The sequence below is a fragment of the Peribacillus sp. FSL M8-0224 genome (genome assembly GCF_038003055.1).
In the GTDB taxonomy this organism is placed as follows: Bacteria; Bacillota; Bacilli; order Bacillales; family DSM-1321; genus Peribacillus; species Peribacillus frigoritolerans.
This window is the reverse complement of sequence record NZ_JBBOOJ010000001.1, coordinates 772,957-790,494: the sequence shown is the minus strand read 5'-3', so window position 1 is coordinate 790,494 and position 17,538 is coordinate 772,957. Positions and strand designations below refer to the sequence as shown.

Annotated in this window: 18 protein-coding genes; 9 read left to right on the top strand and 9 right to left on the bottom strand. The window is 40.8% G+C overall.

Annotation, left to right across the window (positions count from 1 at the left end; genetic code table 11):
• The first annotated feature begins 287 nt into the window (after window positions 1-287).
• From MKX49_RS03785 to MKX49_RS03770, 4 genes are all read left to right on the top strand, one after another.
• Window positions 288-812 carry a universal stress protein gene (locus tag MKX49_RS03785; protein ID WP_340875082.1) on the top strand — a complete coding sequence of 175 codons (525 nt, stop codon included), beginning with the start codon at window positions 288-290 and terminating at the stop codon, window positions 810-812.
• 494 nt (window positions 813-1,306) lie between these two features.
• Entirely contained in the window at window positions 1,307-2,194 is an 888-nt protein-coding gene (locus MKX49_RS03780) for a cation diffusion facilitator family transporter (RefSeq protein WP_340875080.1), read from the top strand.
• A 236-nt stretch (window positions 2,195-2,430) separates the two neighbouring features.
• Complete coding sequence (locus MKX49_RS03775) at window positions 2,431-3,540, top strand: sensor histidine kinase (protein WP_034314825.1); 1,110 nt, start codon at window positions 2,431-2,433, stop codon at window positions 3,538-3,540.
• Window positions 3,541-3,814: 274 nt separating this feature from the next.
• Complete coding sequence (locus tag MKX49_RS03770) at window positions 3,815-5,146, top strand: hemolysin family protein (protein WP_096339913.1); 1,332 nt, start codon at window positions 3,815-3,817, stop codon at window positions 5,144-5,146.
• A 56-nt stretch (window positions 5,147-5,202) separates the two neighbouring features.
• On the opposite strand, the gene MKX49_RS03765 is transcribed toward MKX49_RS03770, so the two are convergent.
• From MKX49_RS03765 to MKX49_RS03750, 4 genes are all read right to left on the bottom strand, one after another.
• On the bottom strand, window positions 5,203-5,832 hold the full coding sequence (locus MKX49_RS03765; RefSeq protein ID WP_340878461.1) for a DedA family protein: 630 nt from the start codon (window positions 5,830-5,832) through the stop codon (window positions 5,203-5,205).
• A gap of 162 nt (window positions 5,833-5,994) precedes the next feature.
• Entirely contained in the window at window positions 5,995-6,159 is a 165-nt protein-coding gene (locus tag MKX49_RS03760) for a hypothetical protein (protein ID WP_156319568.1), read from the bottom strand.
• Between the two features lie 92 nt (window positions 6,160-6,251).
• Window positions 6,252-6,965, bottom strand: a complete 714-nt coding sequence (locus tag MKX49_RS03755; protein ID WP_053534025.1) for a FixH family protein — start codon at window positions 6,963-6,965, stop codon at window positions 6,252-6,254.
• 94 nt (window positions 6,966-7,059) lie between these two features.
• A complete protein-coding gene (locus MKX49_RS03750) occupies window positions 7,060-7,632 on the bottom strand; it encodes a YitT family protein (RefSeq protein WP_048678063.1) in 573 nt (190 codons plus the stop codon).
• A gap of 617 nt (window positions 7,633-8,249) precedes the next feature.
• Between MKX49_RS03750 and MKX49_RS03745 the strand changes: the two genes are divergently transcribed.
• On the top strand, window positions 8,250-9,602 hold the full coding sequence (locus tag MKX49_RS03745) for a hemolysin family protein (protein WP_048678061.1): 1,353 nt from the start codon (window positions 8,250-8,252) through the stop codon (window positions 9,600-9,602).
• A 343-nt stretch (window positions 9,603-9,945) separates the two neighbouring features.
• Here the strand turns inward: MKX49_RS03745 and ytvI are convergent, their stop codons facing one another.
• Window positions 9,946-10,989: a sporulation integral membrane protein YtvI gene (ytvI, locus tag MKX49_RS03740; RefSeq protein ID WP_340875070.1), complete on the bottom strand. Its 1,044-nt coding sequence runs from the start codon at window positions 10,987-10,989 to the stop codon at window positions 9,946-9,948.
• Between the two features lie 128 nt (window positions 10,990-11,117).
• Between ytvI and MKX49_RS03735 the strand changes: the two genes are divergently transcribed.
• Together MKX49_RS03735 and MKX49_RS03730 are read left to right on the top strand one after the other, a co-directional pair.
• Window positions 11,118-11,321, top strand: coding sequence for a hypothetical protein (locus tag MKX49_RS03735; protein WP_340875066.1), 204 nt, complete (start codon window positions 11,118-11,120; stop codon window positions 11,319-11,321).
• Window positions 11,322-11,985: 664 nt separating this feature from the next.
• The gene (locus tag MKX49_RS03730) at window positions 11,986-12,405 is read left to right on the top strand and encodes a MarR family winged helix-turn-helix transcriptional regulator (RefSeq protein WP_034314851.1); all 420 of its coding nucleotides are present in this window, start codon (window positions 11,986-11,988) and stop codon (window positions 12,403-12,405) included.
• A gap of 65 nt (window positions 12,406-12,470) precedes the next feature.
• Here the strand turns inward: MKX49_RS03730 and pdxR are convergent, their stop codons facing one another.
• On the bottom strand, window positions 12,471-13,862 hold the full coding sequence (gene pdxR / locus MKX49_RS03725; RefSeq protein ID WP_340875064.1) for a MocR-like pyridoxine biosynthesis transcription factor PdxR: 1,392 nt from the start codon (window positions 13,860-13,862) through the stop codon (window positions 12,471-12,473).
• Between the two features lie 103 nt (window positions 13,863-13,965).
• On the opposite strand from pdxR, the gene MKX49_RS03720 reads away from it, so the two are divergent.
• Entirely contained in the window at window positions 13,966-14,544 is a 579-nt protein-coding gene (locus MKX49_RS03720) for a GNAT family N-acetyltransferase (RefSeq protein ID WP_340875063.1), read from the top strand.
• A gap of 47 nt (window positions 14,545-14,591) precedes the next feature.
• On the opposite strand, the gene MKX49_RS03715 is transcribed toward MKX49_RS03720, so the two are convergent.
• The 3 genes from MKX49_RS03715 to MKX49_RS03705 form a co-directional block, all read right to left on the bottom strand.
• Window positions 14,592-14,735, bottom strand: a complete 144-nt coding sequence (locus MKX49_RS03715; RefSeq protein WP_161922753.1) for a hypothetical protein — start codon at window positions 14,733-14,735, stop codon at window positions 14,592-14,594.
• Window positions 14,736-14,800: 65 nt separating this feature from the next.
• Window positions 14,801-15,256 (bottom strand): GNAT family N-acetyltransferase, encoded by a 456-nt coding sequence (locus MKX49_RS03710; RefSeq protein WP_340878460.1) that lies wholly within the window; start codon window positions 15,254-15,256, stop codon window positions 14,801-14,803.
• A gap of 17 nt (window positions 15,257-15,273) precedes the next feature.
• Window positions 15,274-16,350: a nitronate monooxygenase gene (locus MKX49_RS03705; RefSeq protein ID WP_445670157.1), complete on the bottom strand. Its 1,077-nt coding sequence runs from the start codon at window positions 16,348-16,350 to the stop codon at window positions 15,274-15,276.
• Window positions 16,351-16,431: 81 nt separating this feature from the next.
• On the opposite strand from MKX49_RS03705, the gene trhO reads away from it, so the two are divergent.
• The gene (gene trhO, locus MKX49_RS03700) at window positions 16,432-17,397 is read left to right on the top strand and encodes an oxygen-dependent tRNA uridine(34) hydroxylase TrhO (RefSeq protein WP_048678052.1); all 966 of its coding nucleotides are present in this window, start codon (window positions 16,432-16,434) and stop codon (window positions 17,395-17,397) included.
• The last annotated feature ends 141 nt before the right edge of the window (window positions 17,398-17,538 follow it).

Below are 17,538 nucleotides of genomic sequence, written 5' to 3'. Positions count from 1 at the left end.
TCATTAAAAATATTTTACCCTTTTTGTTAAAGAAAACTCGTCGATTGAATAAAAGGCGCTCTTTTCTTGTAGCACTTTACACGTGAATCGGCATCCTTACAGATGATAACCCTTCATCGTCTGAGCATGCCAATTAACTGAAGGACCATTTTCATCCTACCATTTTAACTATGCTCGTATCTATCCTTTACCCGTAAAAGGCAATCTATATACCGATTAAAGGCGTGAAGCCATTTAAAAGCGGGTATAACGCTATTAAGTTCTTATAAAGGGGAGAGATGATAGTAATGAAAGACTTAAAACATATTGTCGTCGCTTTTGATGGAAATGAAGAAAGTAAACGGGCCGTCGAATATGGAGCAACATTGAAAAAGGCCTTTCCAAAAGCTGAGTTGACCGTAGTTCATGTCCTAAATGATAAGGTTGAACAGCGTATCATCGGTAACGCCTCCGCGCCGGGGTTCGTGCCCTCTGCCGGATTTTATGTGGATCCAGTCCAGACACATCCTGTTGTTGAAGTTGACCAGCCAAGAAATCAAAAGGTAAATGACACCCCTTCACCCCTCGAGAATAGTATTCAGAACGCAGAAAGTAATACGTTGAGATTATTAAGTGAATGTCAAGTGACGGGAAAATTCGAACTATTGGAAGGATATGCGCCAGATAGCGTATGTGACTTTGCAGCGAGAACTTCAGCTGATCTTATCGTTGTCGGCAATAGCGATAAAAGCGGTTTGGAAAAATTCTTCCTTGGCAGTACAAGTAGTTCCATTGCGAAAAACGCACCATGTTCGGTATTCATTGCAAAATGAAGAATGAGCGGGTTTTTCCCTATTGGTTCGAGTCATACATTCTCCGAAAAAGGCCGGATTCATATAGAATCCGGCCTTTTTGTTAATAGGATTTTTTCAGTATTACATTCGGAGCAGCCGAAAGACACCGGGTTGCTAATTGTTGCCCAAACCACATCCTGCATCAGTGCTGACTATCAGGTTCAAAATGCCTGAATCAGAACCGTTCACTCTCAGTCTTTAGGCTCCCCTTGTGGAAGTATTTAATTTTCGATCAACGGTTAGAATATACTATTAGTTTCTTTAAATGAGAATTAAAGAAACTGTACATGTCATCGAATTCACATTTTACCATCATGTAAATATCATTTCGTTTATCCAACATCTTTACAGACTTTCAATACACCTGCTGAAAACCAAGTTAGATGGCTAAATATGACAATTTTTCTGTAGACTCACTAAGGTTTGATTTGGTATCTTTATTAAGCCTAATTTACATTGGGGAGGGAATGGACATGGATAAACATTCGATATCAGCTGAAAAAGGCGCCTACATAAGCATAGCCGCTTATATATTCTTGTCTGCTCTTAAATTGTCATTTGGTTATTTCGGTGATTCTAAAGGGCTTTGGGCTGATGGTTTAAATAATACGACCGACATCATCGCTTCCATAGCCGTTTTGATTGGTTTGAAAATTTCAAAGAGACCTCCTGATGATAATCATTCATATGGTCATTTACGGGCGGAAACCGTAGCGTCATTGGTAGCTGCCTTCATCATGATCACAGTGGGCCTTCAGGTTGTATTCAGTGCCATTGAATCCTTCTTTCACCAAGATTCAACAACCGTTCCCAGTATGCTGACCGGTTATGTCGCTCTATTCTCTGCAATCTTCATGTACGGAATCTACCGTTATAACCTTACATTAAGTAAAAAAATCAACAGCTCTTCCATCTATGCCGTTGCTCAGGATAATCGTTCCGATGCCCTTGTCAGTGTTGGTGCTTTCATTGGAATCATCGGTACTAAGGTGGGAATCCCTTGGCTGGATGCGATAGCTGCAGCAGTCGTTGGGGTCATCATATGCAAAACGGCCTGGGATATCTTTCGTGATGCTTCCATCTCTTTAACCGATGGTTTCGACGAGCAGCTCCTGCAAAAGATCGGACAAACCATTATATTGACAGAGGGTGTTAAAGACATGAGTGAAATTAAAGCCCGGATGCACGGAAGTGAAATCCTGCTCGAAACTACCGTTCATGTCAACCCTCTTTTGACCGTCATTCAAGGTCATGATATTACAGTTAGAATCGAAGAAAATCTTTTGAAGGAATATAATATCCAGCATGTGATCGTACACATCGAACCATATGCATTTCATAAAAAAGGTAACCGTCATTAACTTTACGGATACCTTTTTTTGTTATTTATTCCTGTAATTACTGTAATAAAACTGTGTCAAAAAAAGGTATTTATTGATTGATTGCCGAATATTTATCCAATTGACACATGTTAAAAGAACAGTAATCTGTTATCATGAAAACAAGTTGTAATTATTTTGATATTTTGTAATTTTATTCAAATAAAGCACTTTCTGGGTCAAAAGTAAATTCATTTTCCTACAGTATGGAGGGCAAAATGGTATCTAATCGAGAAATGACCATTCACTTTTTATCTTCTCAAAAAAACAGTATCATTTCCAAATGGAAAGATGAGTTGCTGCATTTACCGGACGGATATCTGGGGTATTTTAAAGGAGAAGTGGAAAATATTTTTAATTTGCTAATGGATCAGGTTGGAAAATCGGATACTGACATAGACGATGTACTGAAGGTCGTAGGGGAAAAAATTGCGGCTGATCGCGTTACTAAGCAATTGGATATGGAAAATTTCTTTTCCACTGCAACCATCGGGAGATCCGTCATCATAGAGCACATTTTGAATTCCGGAGCACACAAAGAAGAAATATCGGCTCTAATAAAACGGGTAAACGTTTACTTCGATAAACTCATTCATTTTGCATTATCCCATTATACCGAATTGAAAACGATGGAACTTGAAGAACGCTATCAATTCATAAGCCCAAACCATAAAGACCGTTTGACGCTCCTTGGCCAAATGACCTCGAGCTTTGTCCATGAATTCAGAAATCCACTGACTTCCATCATGGGATTCATACAATTATTACAGGCAGAACAACCTGAGATAAAGTACCTTGATATCATTTCAAAGGAATTGGATCAGCTCAATTACCGGATCACGCAATTTCTTAATATTTCCAAAAAGGAGACTTCAACAACACAACCTGATCTATTTTCCATTGCTCAGCTTGTGAATGAGGTGATCGAATTTTTATATCCCAGCATTTTGGAAGTTAATGCTTCCATTACATGCAATATTGCCGAGGATGCCGTAATTTCGGGTTCTAAAGAAGAATTCCGTCAGGTTTTACTAAATATTATATTAAATGCTCTTGATGTGGTTGCAGGGATGCCTTCCCCATCCATTTACATTTCAGGCTCTGAATCGCCACCCGGCATTCTTACTTTAAATATATCGAATAATGGGCCGAAGATACCTGACGACGTCCTGCCGAATATTTTTGAGCCATTCATCACCACAAAAAAAAGAGGAACGGGATTGGGATTATTCGTCTGTAAAGAAATCGTTTTAAAGCATCAAGGAACATTATCCTGTCACTCTACCGATTTCCTAACGACCTTTTCCATACAATTAAAAACTAAATAATGGATAAATATCCTTTTTTCCTTAGGCTTTTAGTGTGAAATTTTTGACTGATTGACGTCCAGTTACTTATACTAATAGGAAGGTTCCACTACTGATCGAGGTGAATGATCCTATAGATTGAAAATAAAAACCAGATTTCATACAAGATAGCGAATTATTTTTCCATCTAACATTTTATATACTAATATCATTTCATTCATTATTGGTTTTGGGAGGTGACTGGGATAATTAAATCGTTCGGCACATCTGACGATTCAATAAAGTCCCACACTAATTGGACATATTAAGTTTTTTATTTGTCATTATTTTAATTGCTTTAACAGCCTTTTTTGTAGCTTCGGAATTTTCGATCATAAGGGTTCGCAGCTCCAGGATCGATCAACTGATTGAAGAAGGAAACAAAAAAGCCATTGCGGCAAAGAAGGTTACATCCGATCTTGATGAATACCTATCCGCGACACAGCTAGGAATTACCGTTACTGCCCTTGGACTGGGGTGGCTAGGACAACCGACCGTCCTTAAATTGGTTGGGCCCTTATTCAATGCCTTGAATATCCCACAAGAAGTTACAAGCATTCTGACATTTGTCATTTCATTTTCCCTGATTACGTTCCTGAATGTGGTTGTAGGTGAATTGGCTCCAAAGACGGTTGCCATCCAAAAGGCTGAGCAAGTGACCTTGGCAATTGCCGGCCCGCTGATTTTTTTCCATAAGATAGCCTTTCCCTTCATCTGGGCCTTGAATCATTCTTCCCGATTCGTTGTCGGATTATTTGGCTTTAAGCCAGCATCCGAAAGCGAAATAGCCCATACGGAAGAAGAATTGCGTTTCATCCTGTCAGATAGCTATAAAAGCGGGGAGATTAATCAGTCGGAATTTAAATATGTAAATAACATCTTTGAATTCGATGATCGAGTTGCCAAGGAAATCATGGTTCCACGGACAGAAATCATGACCATATCCAAGGATGAAACGGTACAGGAATTCGTCGATGTGGCCAAATTGGAAAAATACACCCGATATCCTGTTGTCGAAGGTGATAAAGACCATGTCATCGGCCTAGTGAACTTAAAGGAAGTTTTTTCGGATCTTATCAAGAACCGGGAAATCCATATCAAAGCGATTGAAAATTACGCTCGTCCGATCATTCGGGTAATGGAAAATATACCAATTCACGATTTGCTGTTAAAAATGCAAAAAGAACGCATTCATATGGCTATTTTGATGGATGAATACGGCGGAACTTCCGGACTTGTCACAGTCGAGGATATCCTCGAGGAAATCGTTGGGGAAATCCGTGATGAATTCGATATCGATGAAGTTGCCTCAATCAGGAAAATTAAAGAAGGACATTATATTTTAGACTCTAAACTTCTTGTAAAGGAAGTGAATGATCTACTTGGCATTCACTTGGAAGAAGATGATGTCGATACGATAGGAGGATGGGTCCTTACGGAAAACTATGATGTGAAGGTAGGGGACATCATGGAAAAAGACGGATTCTGCTTTAAAGTGATTGAAATGGAAGATCACGCCATCCGCTCCATCGAAGTCACAAAAAAGGTCGTACATCTTCCTCTTGAAGAGGATCTTACCCAAGGTTAATGATCAAAAACAGCCACGTAAAAGGTTATTTTACGTGGCTGTTTTTTACGATTTGTTCATTTATCGGGAAACCGTCCCATTTTTTTGACCGTTACGATTGGAGGTGTGCTCTTTTTTTTCCATAAGATATACAGCATGATGAGGGTAAAGGAAAAACCAGCAGCCGGTGTAAGATAAGGTTCTGTTATTTCCCGGATTTGCTGCCAATTCTCGCCGAGAATCCTTCCTAAGGTCAGGAACAATATGGTCCAAGGTATGACAGCCGCAACCGTATAAAATATAAACTTCCATACGGACATCCTCGCAATTCCGGCAGGGATGGAAATGGCATGGCGAACAACCGGAATGAATCGAGCCGTAAAAACCACGCCCACACCATACCGCTTAAACCACTCTTCAGCATGTACAATATGATTTTCTTTAATTAGAATATATTTTCCATATTTCAAGAGAAAGGGCCTTCCTCCGTAATACCCCGCCCAATAGAGAAATAATTGTGCCATCGTCCCGCCTGCCACACCGGCAAGAACAGCTCCCCAAAAATTCATTTTCCCCAGGCCGACCACATAACCACCGTATCCAAGAACAAGCTCACTCGGGATGATTTCAACCATCAGCCCCAATAAAATCCCCATATAGCCCATTTCCGCAAACCAATTCAATATCGTCATAATAAGCTGTGATATCATGCTATCGGACTCCCCTTACCGCTAATTTCAAATTGTTTGTCCTTCTATCCTATTCAGCTCATAACGTTCTATTCGATTTTTCATATCCAGTTTCACAATGCACCACATTCAGGATTGCACAAAAAAAGACCAGCTGTTATGTACTCCGGTCTGTTTACATCAATATTCTTTTAGCTCCCCTTTTTGGGAAATTTGAGAAAAAACAGCGGTAGTGAGTAAGGATGAATCATTTTGTGAAACATTAGTGAAAATCTCCTGCCGTGATTTCGTTTTTTCAATATGAATCCCGAGATCTTTATACTTGTTGATTATTTGATTATTCATGCTTACCCTCCTTTTCTGCTGTACCGTTATCCTTTAACTTCCCATTTAACGAAGTAATAAAACCTGTTTAAACGATTCGATCCAAAAAACAATCAATTGACATGAATGGTTTGCAGTTGGTGTTCATGTACTTCGTCTTTTTCAACATGGACCTGGACCTTATAGGTTCCCGCTTCTTCGAAAGATACCTTATTTAGATATGTTCCATTCCCATCTTCTTCAGCTTTGGTGAAATGACTCTCTTCGCTGCCTTCCTTCCACACCTCGAAATTCACATCTGCATTTGTCAGTGGCTTCCCATTCAATTCAACCGTCGCTTCAAAGTTCGAACTGTTTCCTGCCTTTACAGGGTTACTTTGAAACCCGATAGATACATCCGTACTAGGATGAACCGATGCACCTTCACTTTCATGTCCTGGAACGACAACTTCTTTTTCAGGCATTACATGAAGGCCTTTAGCCGTTACATGGGACACTACAATATATTTGCCTTGTTCCTCAAAAGTATGCATCACTTGATACATGCCACTTCCAGTATTCTTAGCTTCAAGCATTTCCCGTTTATCCTGTCCGGACTTTCTCACTTCAAACAGCACCTCATCAGCTTCATTCACCAATTGGCTTCCCTGTTTCACTGTCGTTTCAAGAATGACTTCTTTTCCAGGCTCCACTTTCCCTTTAATGACAATTGATGCATCCATCGATTCTGGAACAGCACTGTTAACTTCCTTATCCTCTGGCATTTCAGACTCTTGACACCCTGCCAACATAACTAACAACGCAGTACACATATAAAGTTTTTTCATATGAACTTCCCTTTACTATTTATTAGACTAAAACTCTGTCCTCTTCATATTGCCCATCCTTTCCTTTTTCCAGATTTTTATACATAATTTTAAATCAAATAGTTCGCATTACGGTGACTGAAGTCAGCATGGCTACCGCGATGATCGTTAAAAATGAATATAAAAAGATTGAAGTCCCCACAACGCTCAATCCGCAAAGCAGTACACACCCATCAATGAAAAAAATCAGCAGACCTACATTGAGTCCACTTTTCCTGGAAAGGATCTGTGCCAACATATCGGTTCCGCCTGTAGAGGTCCCATACCGAAGCATTAAACCGATGCCAAGTCCAATCAACCCTCCCCCGATTATCGCACTTACATAAATGGGAAGGTTCCATCCTGTGACAGCGTCGGAAAAAATATCGATGCATAAAGAGGAAAAAAGCAAGCCATGCAAGCTGTTCAGGAATAATTTTTTTTCAAAGTACCAAGCATATATATATAATGGAATGCTGCTCAAAATCACACCCAGTCCTGTCGGAAGTCCTATATAGTAATGAAAAATCAGCCCAATCCCTATCATGCCGCCATCCAATAAATGATAAGGTATCAGAAAAAAATTGATTCCCACACCTACAAGCATGCTGCCGGCAATGATCGCTGCCATCCGTTCCATGATTTTCATGGCTGCCACCCCCTTTAATTCTTGCATTTAAAACTTGTCTTGGTTTCTATAGAATATGTTTGTACCATCAAAAAAATAATGAAACGGACCAATTTTTTTATGAAACGGCCATCAGTTTTCTGAATATTCTATAATATGTTACAATAAAGTAGAGAAAACAGTCAAAAACAGCTAATTATTAGCTCAAACTGATCCTTTACAAGCAATTTTCCGGATTTAAGGTGCCGTAAGCTGTTTGACTGAATGATTAACTCTTTCTATAATGAAAGTATTTAAATTAATTAGATTGAGGTGATTTGATGGGGCATTAAAGAATGTTCGTTTTGACGGACGGGCGCTGCTTTGCGTAACGGATATGTGCATCCTTTTGGAAAATGGCTGCACTCCTTCAGACAGAAATTCTTCTATTTCCCGTCTACGCATCGCTAATCGGCATATACTATTATTCTCTTCATCACTAAAAGAAATGGGAGTTCAAACGGCTGCACAACTATGGCCACGCCTTTTTGAAGCAATCCCGAAAATATTCAGCACGGCAAAAAAAATATACTTGTATATTTTAAAAATGTAGGAGGTGTACTCCTTATTCGTCTCGAAGGCGAGTTAAGGGAGACTATTTGGACATAATAAACTTGGTTCTTATTGCCATTTTAATTGCTTTAACAGCATTTTTTGTAGCTACGGAGTTTGCGATTGTTAAAGTGAGAAGCACGAGGGTCGATCAATTAATTGAAGAAGGAACGAGGAATGCCATTTCAGCAAAGAAGGTCATCTCCAACCTGGATGAATACCTCTCAACTTGTCAGCTCGGAATTACCGTTACAGCTCTAGGGCTAGGATTCCTTGGAGAACCGACAGTTGAAAACATTTTGCACCCACTCTTGAATCAATTGAATCTTCCAAATTCAGCTTCACATGCACTCTCGGTTGCAATTGCCTTTTCTTTCATTACGTTCATACATGTCGTTGTTGGAGAATTGGCACCGAAAACATTGGCGATTCAAAAAGCGGAGCAAGTAACATTATTGGTTTCGAAACCTTTAATTGCCTTTAACAAAGTCATGTATCCATTCATCTGGGTACTGAATGGCTCTGCAAGGACGCTTACAAGAATGCTAGGATTAAAAGCGGTTTCCGAACATGATTTGGCTCATACAGAAGAAGAGCTTCGAATCATTGTTTCCGAAAGCTACAAAAGTGGCGAAATTAACCAATCAGAGTTTAAATATGTGAATAAGATTTTTGAATTCGATGATCGGATCGCAAAAGAAATCATGGTTCCACGTACAGAAATTGCAACGGTATCCAAAGATGATACAATCCAGCAGTTTTTCACCGTAATGGCGGAAGAGAATTTTACGCGATATCCTGTCATTGACGGTGATAAGGATCATGTTATCGGAATGGTCAATATCAAAGAGCTATTCACTGAAATGATAGACAGAAACAATCAGGCAGCGTCAACGATCGACCGATATGTTCGTCCGATCATCCGTGTCATTGACAGTATCCCGATTCACGATTTACTTTTAAAAATGCAAAAGGAACGGATCCACATGGCCATCCTCATGGATGAATACGGCGGTACGTCAGGTTTGGTTACCGTTGAAGATATCCTTGAAGAAATCGTTGGCGATATCCGCGATGAGTTCGATCTGGATGAAGTTCCCGATGTCCGCAAATTAAAAGAAGATCACTACATCATCGATGCCAAGGTATTAGTCAGTGAAGTGAATGATTTACTTGGATTGGATATCAATGATGAAGATATTGATACGATGGGCGGATGGATCCTTACCGAGGATTATGAGGCCAAACAAGGTGATATCCTGACTTATGGTCCCTATAACTTCAGGATAAAGGAAATGGAAGATCACCATATTCGTTATATTGAAATATATAAACAAGCAAAAGTCGTAAGCGAAGTGAAAGAATTCCCGATCATATCACAAACCGAAATCGTTTCATGATAATAACCCCCGTTCCTAAAACAATAGGAGCGGGGGTTATTTTTTTCAACTGGTACATGAAATAAAATAAATACATATTATATAAAACCTGCTTCATTTAACATTGGATGATTACATGAAGTATAGTTCTACCTTTATTGTTTCATACTGTTAAAAAAGCGATACTTTTTGAAGGAGTGAAGAATCATGAAACTCATAACCATTTGCCAGCACTGCAAAGGGAAAGGGAAAACCCGTTATCTTCAATTCTTTTCCCGGGACTGTAATCATTGCAACGGTCAAGGTAAAGCGGTAAAAGATATGTCAAATTTAAGAAATCAGGCCAAAAACATCTAATAATCTTTCATATTTTGAAGTTGGTTTTAATGACACCTGCCCTCTTTAACGTATCATAAACAATCAGTATCGAAGGTCCAAGGAAAAGCCCAAGGAAACCAAGCATCTTAAACCCTAAATAAAGACTGACCAACGATGCCAAGGGGCTTAATCCCATATTTGCTGAATAGATTTTTGGTTCGATGGTCCTTCTTATGATGGTAATGACCAGGAATAGGATGATAAGGCCAATACCAAGATGATGATTTCCTTGAGCCCAAACGATCGCTGCCCATGGAACCAGCACAGATCCCGTCCCCAAGATAGGAAGAATGTCCACAACCACTATTAACAGTGCCAATGGAATCATATACTTCACATTTAACAACCAAAGTCCTCCATAAGCCATGATGAACGTTATTAAACTCAACAGGATTTGTGCCTTTATGAAGCCTACGGCTGCCATACTTAAATCTTGATAAACTAGCGAAATCTTTTGATAGGTGGATGTCTTTAAATAAAGGACTGCCTTTTTTCTTAATTTAGGCAATTCAAGACTGATTAAGAATAAAGCGATTAAGTAAATTAAAAAGTCAATGAAAAATCCCGGAATGAGTGTAACGAACTGAACCATATCCTGAACAAAGCCCTCTGCGAACCCCTCCAGAGCCATGACTCCCTTTTCCATCGTCTGTTCCACCGATTGGATGAGATTTGGCGGCAAAGTTTGGGAATACCGTTCCCATTGCCTAATGACTGGCAATATAGCCGTCAAATACACTTCACGTATGAAACCGGGAAATTCTTCCGAATAGACAATGACCTTCTTGATTAATACCGAAAAAGAAAAATAAGTGATGCTCATAAGCCCGCCTACATATAAAACAAATGAAATCAATACGGCCCAAAAACGATGCAACTTTGCCGTATCACCAATCATGCGGACCAATCCATCCAAAAGAATGGCGGTGAGCAACGCTAAAATCAACGCCCATGAATAGGGAATGACGATTAATATGACTAAAAGGAGAATCCCCCTCCAAAACCAGCGAAAAAAGACGGCGACATTCACTGAACAAACCCTCCTTGCACTTTCCTGTTCTCCTTATATTTATGAAACGGGGTCACATATATTTCGCTTATACGTTTTATTTTCTCAATAAGGGGAAAAAGAGATACAAAGAGATGGAGGGATTGACATTGGATAATAAAGATAAAGAAAAGTATATTGTGGAGCGTAATGATAAATCCAAGGCCTTCAAGAAAAATCAGGAAAAACAGCTGGAACGTGATCAAGTGGTCATGCCCATTGATGATTTACCAATTGATGAAATTAAATATGAACAGCAAGAAGAACGAAATAAAAAAGAAACAAAGCACCGCTCCACCAGCGAGAAGTTTTAAACAAAAACCAGCCACTTTTTAGAGGCTGGTTTTTGTTTGCAGGATATACTGCATTCAGCGCGTTTTTTACTTTTACCAATTTCGTCGGCACTTATGGACCATTTCAAAGAAAAATATATTCTTCCCATCATATATTACAAGCAGTAGACTAAAAGGGGTCCGGAAAACATATCTATCTTTAATTGATGTACCGGCAGCACCTTCAACTCCTCAGGTATGGTTTCTAACTAAATGTTATAACAAAATTGATTCGGGTGCTCGAGACTCCTGCGGGGAAAGCACGTCCAAGGGAGACCCCGTACGTGCAAGCCGAGGAGGCTCACCGGACCGCCCGCGGAAAGCGATTGCCTGGAACGGAAATAAACGCCCAAATGGACAAACCACAAAAAAACTGCAGGCAAACATGAATTCTCGAATTTGTCTCTAGGCTGAAATATATTCCATCATGATTAAGGTTCTTCTTGTGATTGTGCAGATGCTTCCCCTTTGTTGTTTGAGATTTGGGAAGACTGAGCTTTCCCTCAATTCATTCATTGCCAGAATTTTACCTTCCCCCGCTTTGCTTCCAAAAATAAACATTGACTGAAATAAATGATTCTTTACAATAGACTTTTAAGAATTAAAGAATATAATGGACTGGTCGACCATTATAAAGGAGAATCATATGACGAACCCTACTCAATTATTTCATCAATATTTACAAGTATCGAGATCATTAGTCAGCAAAATGAATGAACAAATTACAGCCCTTGAAATTTACCATAATCAGTGGACAATCCTGAATTACTTAAAGAACTGTGGCTATTCCACAATCCCCGATATTTGCAGTTACCTGGATGTAGACAGTGTGATCATCACACGTTCGGTCAACAGCATGGAACAGAATAATATGATTAAACAAGTTCCTGGTAAAGATGAACAGGAAAAACGAATCGAACTGACCCCCCGGGGCAAAGAGGTACATACAAAATGTCTTAAGATTGCAGAAAAAATCGAAGGAAAGGCCTTGGAAGGCATTACTGAAGAAGAACAGGAAGTATTTTTCCAGACGGTCCTTAAAATCCTCAATAATATAAGAAACTAAAATGGGTAGCTTGTATCATTGTAGAATAAGTGTGAAGCAAGGAATTTCCTTACTTTCACACCAAGCTATAGCCATGCCTTTTTTAAAAGCCGGATTCCAGCTTCGATTTCCCTTTCGGTTAAACCACCGTACCCAATCAAAATAGTCGGATCTTTCACTTTCTTTGAATGATAAACCGATGTTGGGTGGACTTTAACCCCCACACTGGCAGCCCTTTGGATGAGCTCTGCCTCACTGCTGCCGTTTTTTACGTTTAAAAGAACGTGCAACCCTGACTTTTCACCGATTATGGCTACACGATCATGGAAGCTCTCTTCCATTGCGTTCAGCAGCACCTTATTCTTTTTACGATAAATCGTTCTCATTTTATTCAGATGGCGTTCCCAATGTCCATTTTTCATAAAAAGACAGAGCGTTTCCTGAATCAGTCTGGAAACGGTCTGTTTATATCCGATTAACTTCTGCTGAAATCGGCAAGACAACTCCATGGGTAACACCATAAATCCCACCCTGATCGATGGGATGAACGACTTTGAAAACGTGCCTAGGTAGACGACCCTTCCATTTGTGTCCAATCCCTGCAACGACGGAATCGGTTTGCCTGCATGTCGGAATTCCCCGTCATAATCATCCTCAATGATATACCCTTTTTTTTCCACCGCCCAATTCAATAATTCCACCCGCCTAGTTATCGGCATGATCATACCGGAAGGAAATTGATGGGAAGGTGTGACATAGGCTACATCCGCTGTACTCTCTTTCAAGTAGTCCACACTCATTCCACTTTCATCCAAAGGTATGAATTCCGTAACCGCCCCCTCCAGCCTCAGTACCTCCCTTACCCGATGAAAGCCAGGGTCTTCTAACCCAAATACCCGCTCATTTCCAAGTAGTAACCGCAGAAGATGGATGAAATACTGGGTACCTGCCCCAATGATGATTTGATCAGCCCCGCAGCGAACTCCTCTTGATTGGAATAGATAGGATGAAATCTCAGCCCTAAGCCCCCATTCACCTTGCGGATCACCGCTCAAGAACATTTCCCTTTCCTGTAGATACAACGTATTGTTCAAGCATTTTTTCCATACGGCATGCGGGAAAGAATCCACGTCCACCCGGCCATGATTGTAATCTATCTCATTTCTTTCATTCAGAGGGTCCATCATCCCTTCTGTTACAGGCAACGGCTCATTCAAAGCTGAAATCGGTTCTAAATCGGCTACGTAATAACCTTTCCTTAATTGACTTTCCACATATCCTTCTGCCATCAACTGCTGATAAGCCGTATCAACTGTATTCAGGCCTATCCCTAAATGCAAGGCCAGTTTTCGTTTAGAAGGCAGTTTCATTCCGGCCTTTATTTGTCCATTCTGGATTTCCTTTATAAAGTATTTATACAATTGCACATATAAAGCCTCTTTGTTCGTTTTATCTAGGGTTAGAGTGATTTCAAACATTTGGTCCTCCTTCAAACTGGTTCCATAAATTATATCAGCATTGGTCCTTATTGCAGAACCAGAATATTTTTATAATGAAGATATCAATCAAGAGGAGGAAACTATGGAGCATTTCGAATTATACGGTAAACACGTGATACTCACCCCGATGATGGAACATCATATCGAACCGCTTTACGCCGCTTCCCTGCCATCTGAAATATGGGAATGGAGTGCAACAAAGATTTTGTCATATGAAGAGGCGATCTCCTATGTAAAGGAAGGCATTCGAGCAAGGGAACAGGAACTTCATCATCCATTTGTCGTTATCGATCGGACAGATGATTCGGTAGTTGGCAGCACGAGCTTAAGGAATATTCACTTTCATAATCAATCGCTGGAAATCGGCGCGACTTGGTATCATCCCGACAAATGGCGAACAGCCATTAACACTGAATGTAAGTACTTGTTATTGCAGCATGCTTTTGAAAAGTGGCAAATGAAACGGGTTGAATTCAGGACGGACGAATGCAACAAAAGATCACGTTCCGCAATAACCAGGCTCGGCGCCCTTGAAGAAGGGATTTTGAGGATGGAGAAAAAGCTGCAAGATGGGAGGATCAGGAATACGGTGGTCTATAGTATTCTCGAGCATGAATGGCCTAGTGTGAAAAGGAATTTGGAAGCTTTTTTAGAAAGGTGAAAATGTGAAAAAAGAGTGCCGTTGTTTTGCACTCTTTTCTCTTAGTGCTATTTTTCATGTGAGTCTTTACGAATTTTCGATAAAGAATCCTTTTGCCTTTTCGTTGATCGAATGAATATGAAAACGCCAATCGCAAATAAAAACGGCATTAGTAAAGCAAAAAGAAGATAAATCATATCACCAAAGAACAAGTTCATTACCCCCTAAGCAATGATTTTGTCTGTAAGCTTTTCCATCAGACTTGGAAGATCCCTGCTTAGTCCAAGCTTTGTGACAAGCGAATCATATCCTGGCACTGAATCCCATTTTCATAAATGGCCTCGAAATAGTTTCTATTAAAAAAATCCCTATCGACCCCGGTTATTCTAAAACCGCATTTTTGGTAAAGGGCAAGCTGCCCTATCCCCGAATTCCCCGTTCCGATTTCAATCATTTTATATCCCTGTTCCCTTGCATGGCCTATCGCATGTTCAATTAATTGCCTGCCGATTCCTCTTCCATGGTACTGTTCATCGACCGCGATGTTCATTATCTCTATCAGTTCCGGGCCTTTTTGCAGTAAAACACAAACGCCGATCATCCGGTTATCACCCACGGCAACAAAGCACGTTCCGCTTCCAAAATATTCCTCGACCAATTTCCTTGAAGGATCTGCCAAAAGCAATAAATGCATCGGGGGTGGCTCATCCAAGAATAATTCCCTTATCTCCATCAGCATCCAAACCCTCCTCAGTTTAATTCATCCACAAGCAGTTCAACCAATTCCGATGCAGGAAGTTCCCTGCTCAACTTATAACCCTGTCCTGCCCACAAAGCCATCAATTCAGGATTGTTCTTTTGTCCGGCTGCTTTTCGCATTTGTTTGGTCATGTGATGGACATAAGGATAGGCGACCGGTGCAACACTATCATATTCCGTTAAAAAGTGATTCACCAACCCGCGTGCCCTCCGGCCGCTGAAGGCTCGGGTAACAGCAGTCTTAGTAAATCGGGGATTCCCCAGCGCCGCCTTATGGACCGGACTTGCCCCGCTTTCGGGACAGCGAAGGAAAGCGGTACCCAATTGTGCCGCTGTTGCTCCCGCTTCAAGCACGGCCGCGATATCCTTTCCATGCATCAGTCCGCCCGCGGCAATGATCGGTAAGTCCAGCTCAGCCTTTATCATCCGAATCAATACTAAAAGGCCGTAATCATCTTCTGTGCGGTTATCAAAGCTGGCCCGGTGCCCCCCTGCTTCAAACCCCTGCACACATAGAACGTCCGCGCCTGCTCCCGCCGCCTTCTTCGCTTCCTGAAGGTTGGTTACTGTCACGGCTATAAGGGAACCGACATCTTGGAGCTCCCTTATTACATCTTCCGTTGGACATCCAAACGTAAAACTGACGACCGCGACCCCAGTATCCTTCAATACATGTAGTTTATTTCCCCAATCATCGTCATCACTATCGGCTTTTCCAATCTCAGCCCCGACGCTCTCGGCCTCTTTTTCGATCTTTTCACGATAGCCAGATAATATATTTTCATCCGCCGCCTCGTTGCCTGGCACAAATACATTCACGCCAAAAGAGCGTTCAGTCAACTGACGGGTCTGCCCTATCTCGTCCTTCATCTCTTCCGCATTCTTATAGCCAGCTGCGAGAAAGCCCAATCCTCCTGCATTGGATACTGAAGCCGCAAGCTTCGGAGTGGAAGCTCCTCCTGCCATCGGTGCCTGAATGATTGGGTATCTCATTAACTCTTTCAACATTCGATACAACTCCTCTTGATTTTTCTTCATGGCCTTATCATTTTTACGTTTTCTTGGTATAATGATTATCTGTAAGAGAAAAGTGTCTAAATGATCACCCTTTATATCTTGCAAATATAAAACATAGGTGGTAAATAAAAAATGGAAACAAAACCATATAGAGTATTACTTTATTATTTGTATGTACCTATCGAGAATCACGAAGAATTCGCAGCCGAGCATCTTGCGGCATGTAAAGCCCTTGAATTGAAAGGCCGTATCTTGGTGGCTTCAGAAGGTATCAACGGAACGGTTTCAGGTACGATTGAACAAACCGACAAATATATGGACATGATGAAAAGCGATCCCCGCTTTGCCGATATCGTGTTTAAAATAGATGAAGCTGAAGGCCATGCATTCAAAAAAATGCATGTTCGTCCACGCAATGAACTTGTAACGCTTCGCTTGGAAGACGACATCAACCCGAACCAGACGACAGGCAAATATTTGAGCCCGAAGGAGTTCTTCGAGCAAATGCAAGATGAAAACACCATCGTCCTTGATGCCAGAAATGACTATGAATTTGATTTAGGACATTTCAGGGGTGCAATCAAGCCAGAAATCACGAATTTCCGTGAACTTCCGGAATGGGTTCGGGAAAATAAAGAAATGTTCGAAGGCAAAAAAATCCTAACGTATTGCACTGGCGGTATACGCTGTGAGAAATTCTCCGGCTGGCTTGTCGAAGAAGGCTTTGAAGATGTAAGCCAGCTGCATGGCGGCATCGCAACATACGGGAAGGATCCCGAAGTCCAAGGTGAGCTATGGGATGGCCAAATGTATGTTTTCGATGAAAGGATTGCCGTACCTATCAATCAAAAGGAACATGTAATTGTCGGACGCGATATTTATTCCGGCGAACCTTGTGAACGCTATGTCAATTGCGCAAATCCTGAATGCAACAAGAAAATCCTTTGCAGCGAAGAGAACGAACACAAACATATGCGCAGCTGTACCCATGAATGCCGAGTGCATCCGCGTAATCGCTATGTAGTCGAGCATAACCTTTCTGAAGAAGAAGTGGCTGAGAGATTACAGCTAATCGAAGATTCCATTACGGCAAAATGATTTTAGCAAACCCGAATCAGTGGACATGATCCCTGTTCGGGTTTTTTTATGGATTCAATCAAATCTTATTTTTCTATATTAAACCTATGCTTTGGACTTCATTCCGCTGTAAGAATTAACTTTGATCTTTTAATGCCATCT

Bases quoted from the DNA above. Each gene is read 5' to 3' on its own strand.
- MKX49_RS03755 (WP_053534025.1), bottom strand. From the start codon at position 6,965: ATGAAAAAACTTTATATGTGTACTGCGTTGTTAGTTATGTTGGCAGGG.
- MKX49_RS03720 (WP_340875063.1), top strand. From the start codon at position 13,966: ATGGAGCATTTCGAATTATACGGTAAACACGTGATACTCACCCCGATG.
- MKX49_RS03760 (WP_156319568.1), bottom strand. From the start codon at position 6,159: ATGAATAATCAAATAATCAACAAGTATAAAGATCTCGGGATTCATATT.
- MKX49_RS03785 (WP_340875082.1), top strand. From the start codon at position 288: ATGAAAGACTTAAAACATATTGTCGTCGCTTTTGATGGAAATGAAGAA.
- MKX49_RS03775 (WP_034314825.1), top strand. From the start codon at position 2,431: ATGGTATCTAATCGAGAAATGACCATTCACTTTTTATCTTCTCAAAAA.
- MKX49_RS03780 (WP_340875080.1), top strand. From the start codon at position 1,307: ATGGATAAACATTCGATATCAGCTGAAAAAGGCGCCTACATAAGCATA.
- trhO (WP_048678052.1), top strand. From the start codon at position 16,432: ATGGAAACAAAACCATATAGAGTATTACTTTATTATTTGTATGTACCT.
- MKX49_RS03710 (WP_340878460.1), bottom strand. From the start codon at position 15,256: ATGGAGATAAGGGAATTATTCTTGGATGAGCCACCCCCGATGCATTTA.
- MKX49_RS03730 (WP_034314851.1), top strand. From the start codon at position 11,986: ATGACGAACCCTACTCAATTATTTCATCAATATTTACAAGTATCGAGA.
- MKX49_RS03750 (WP_048678063.1), bottom strand. From the start codon at position 7,632: ATGAAAATCATGGAACGGATGGCAGCGATCATTGCCGGCAGCATGCTT.
- pdxR (WP_340875064.1), bottom strand. From the start codon at position 13,862: ATGTTTGAAATCACTCTAACCCTAGATAAAACGAACAAAGAGGCTTTA.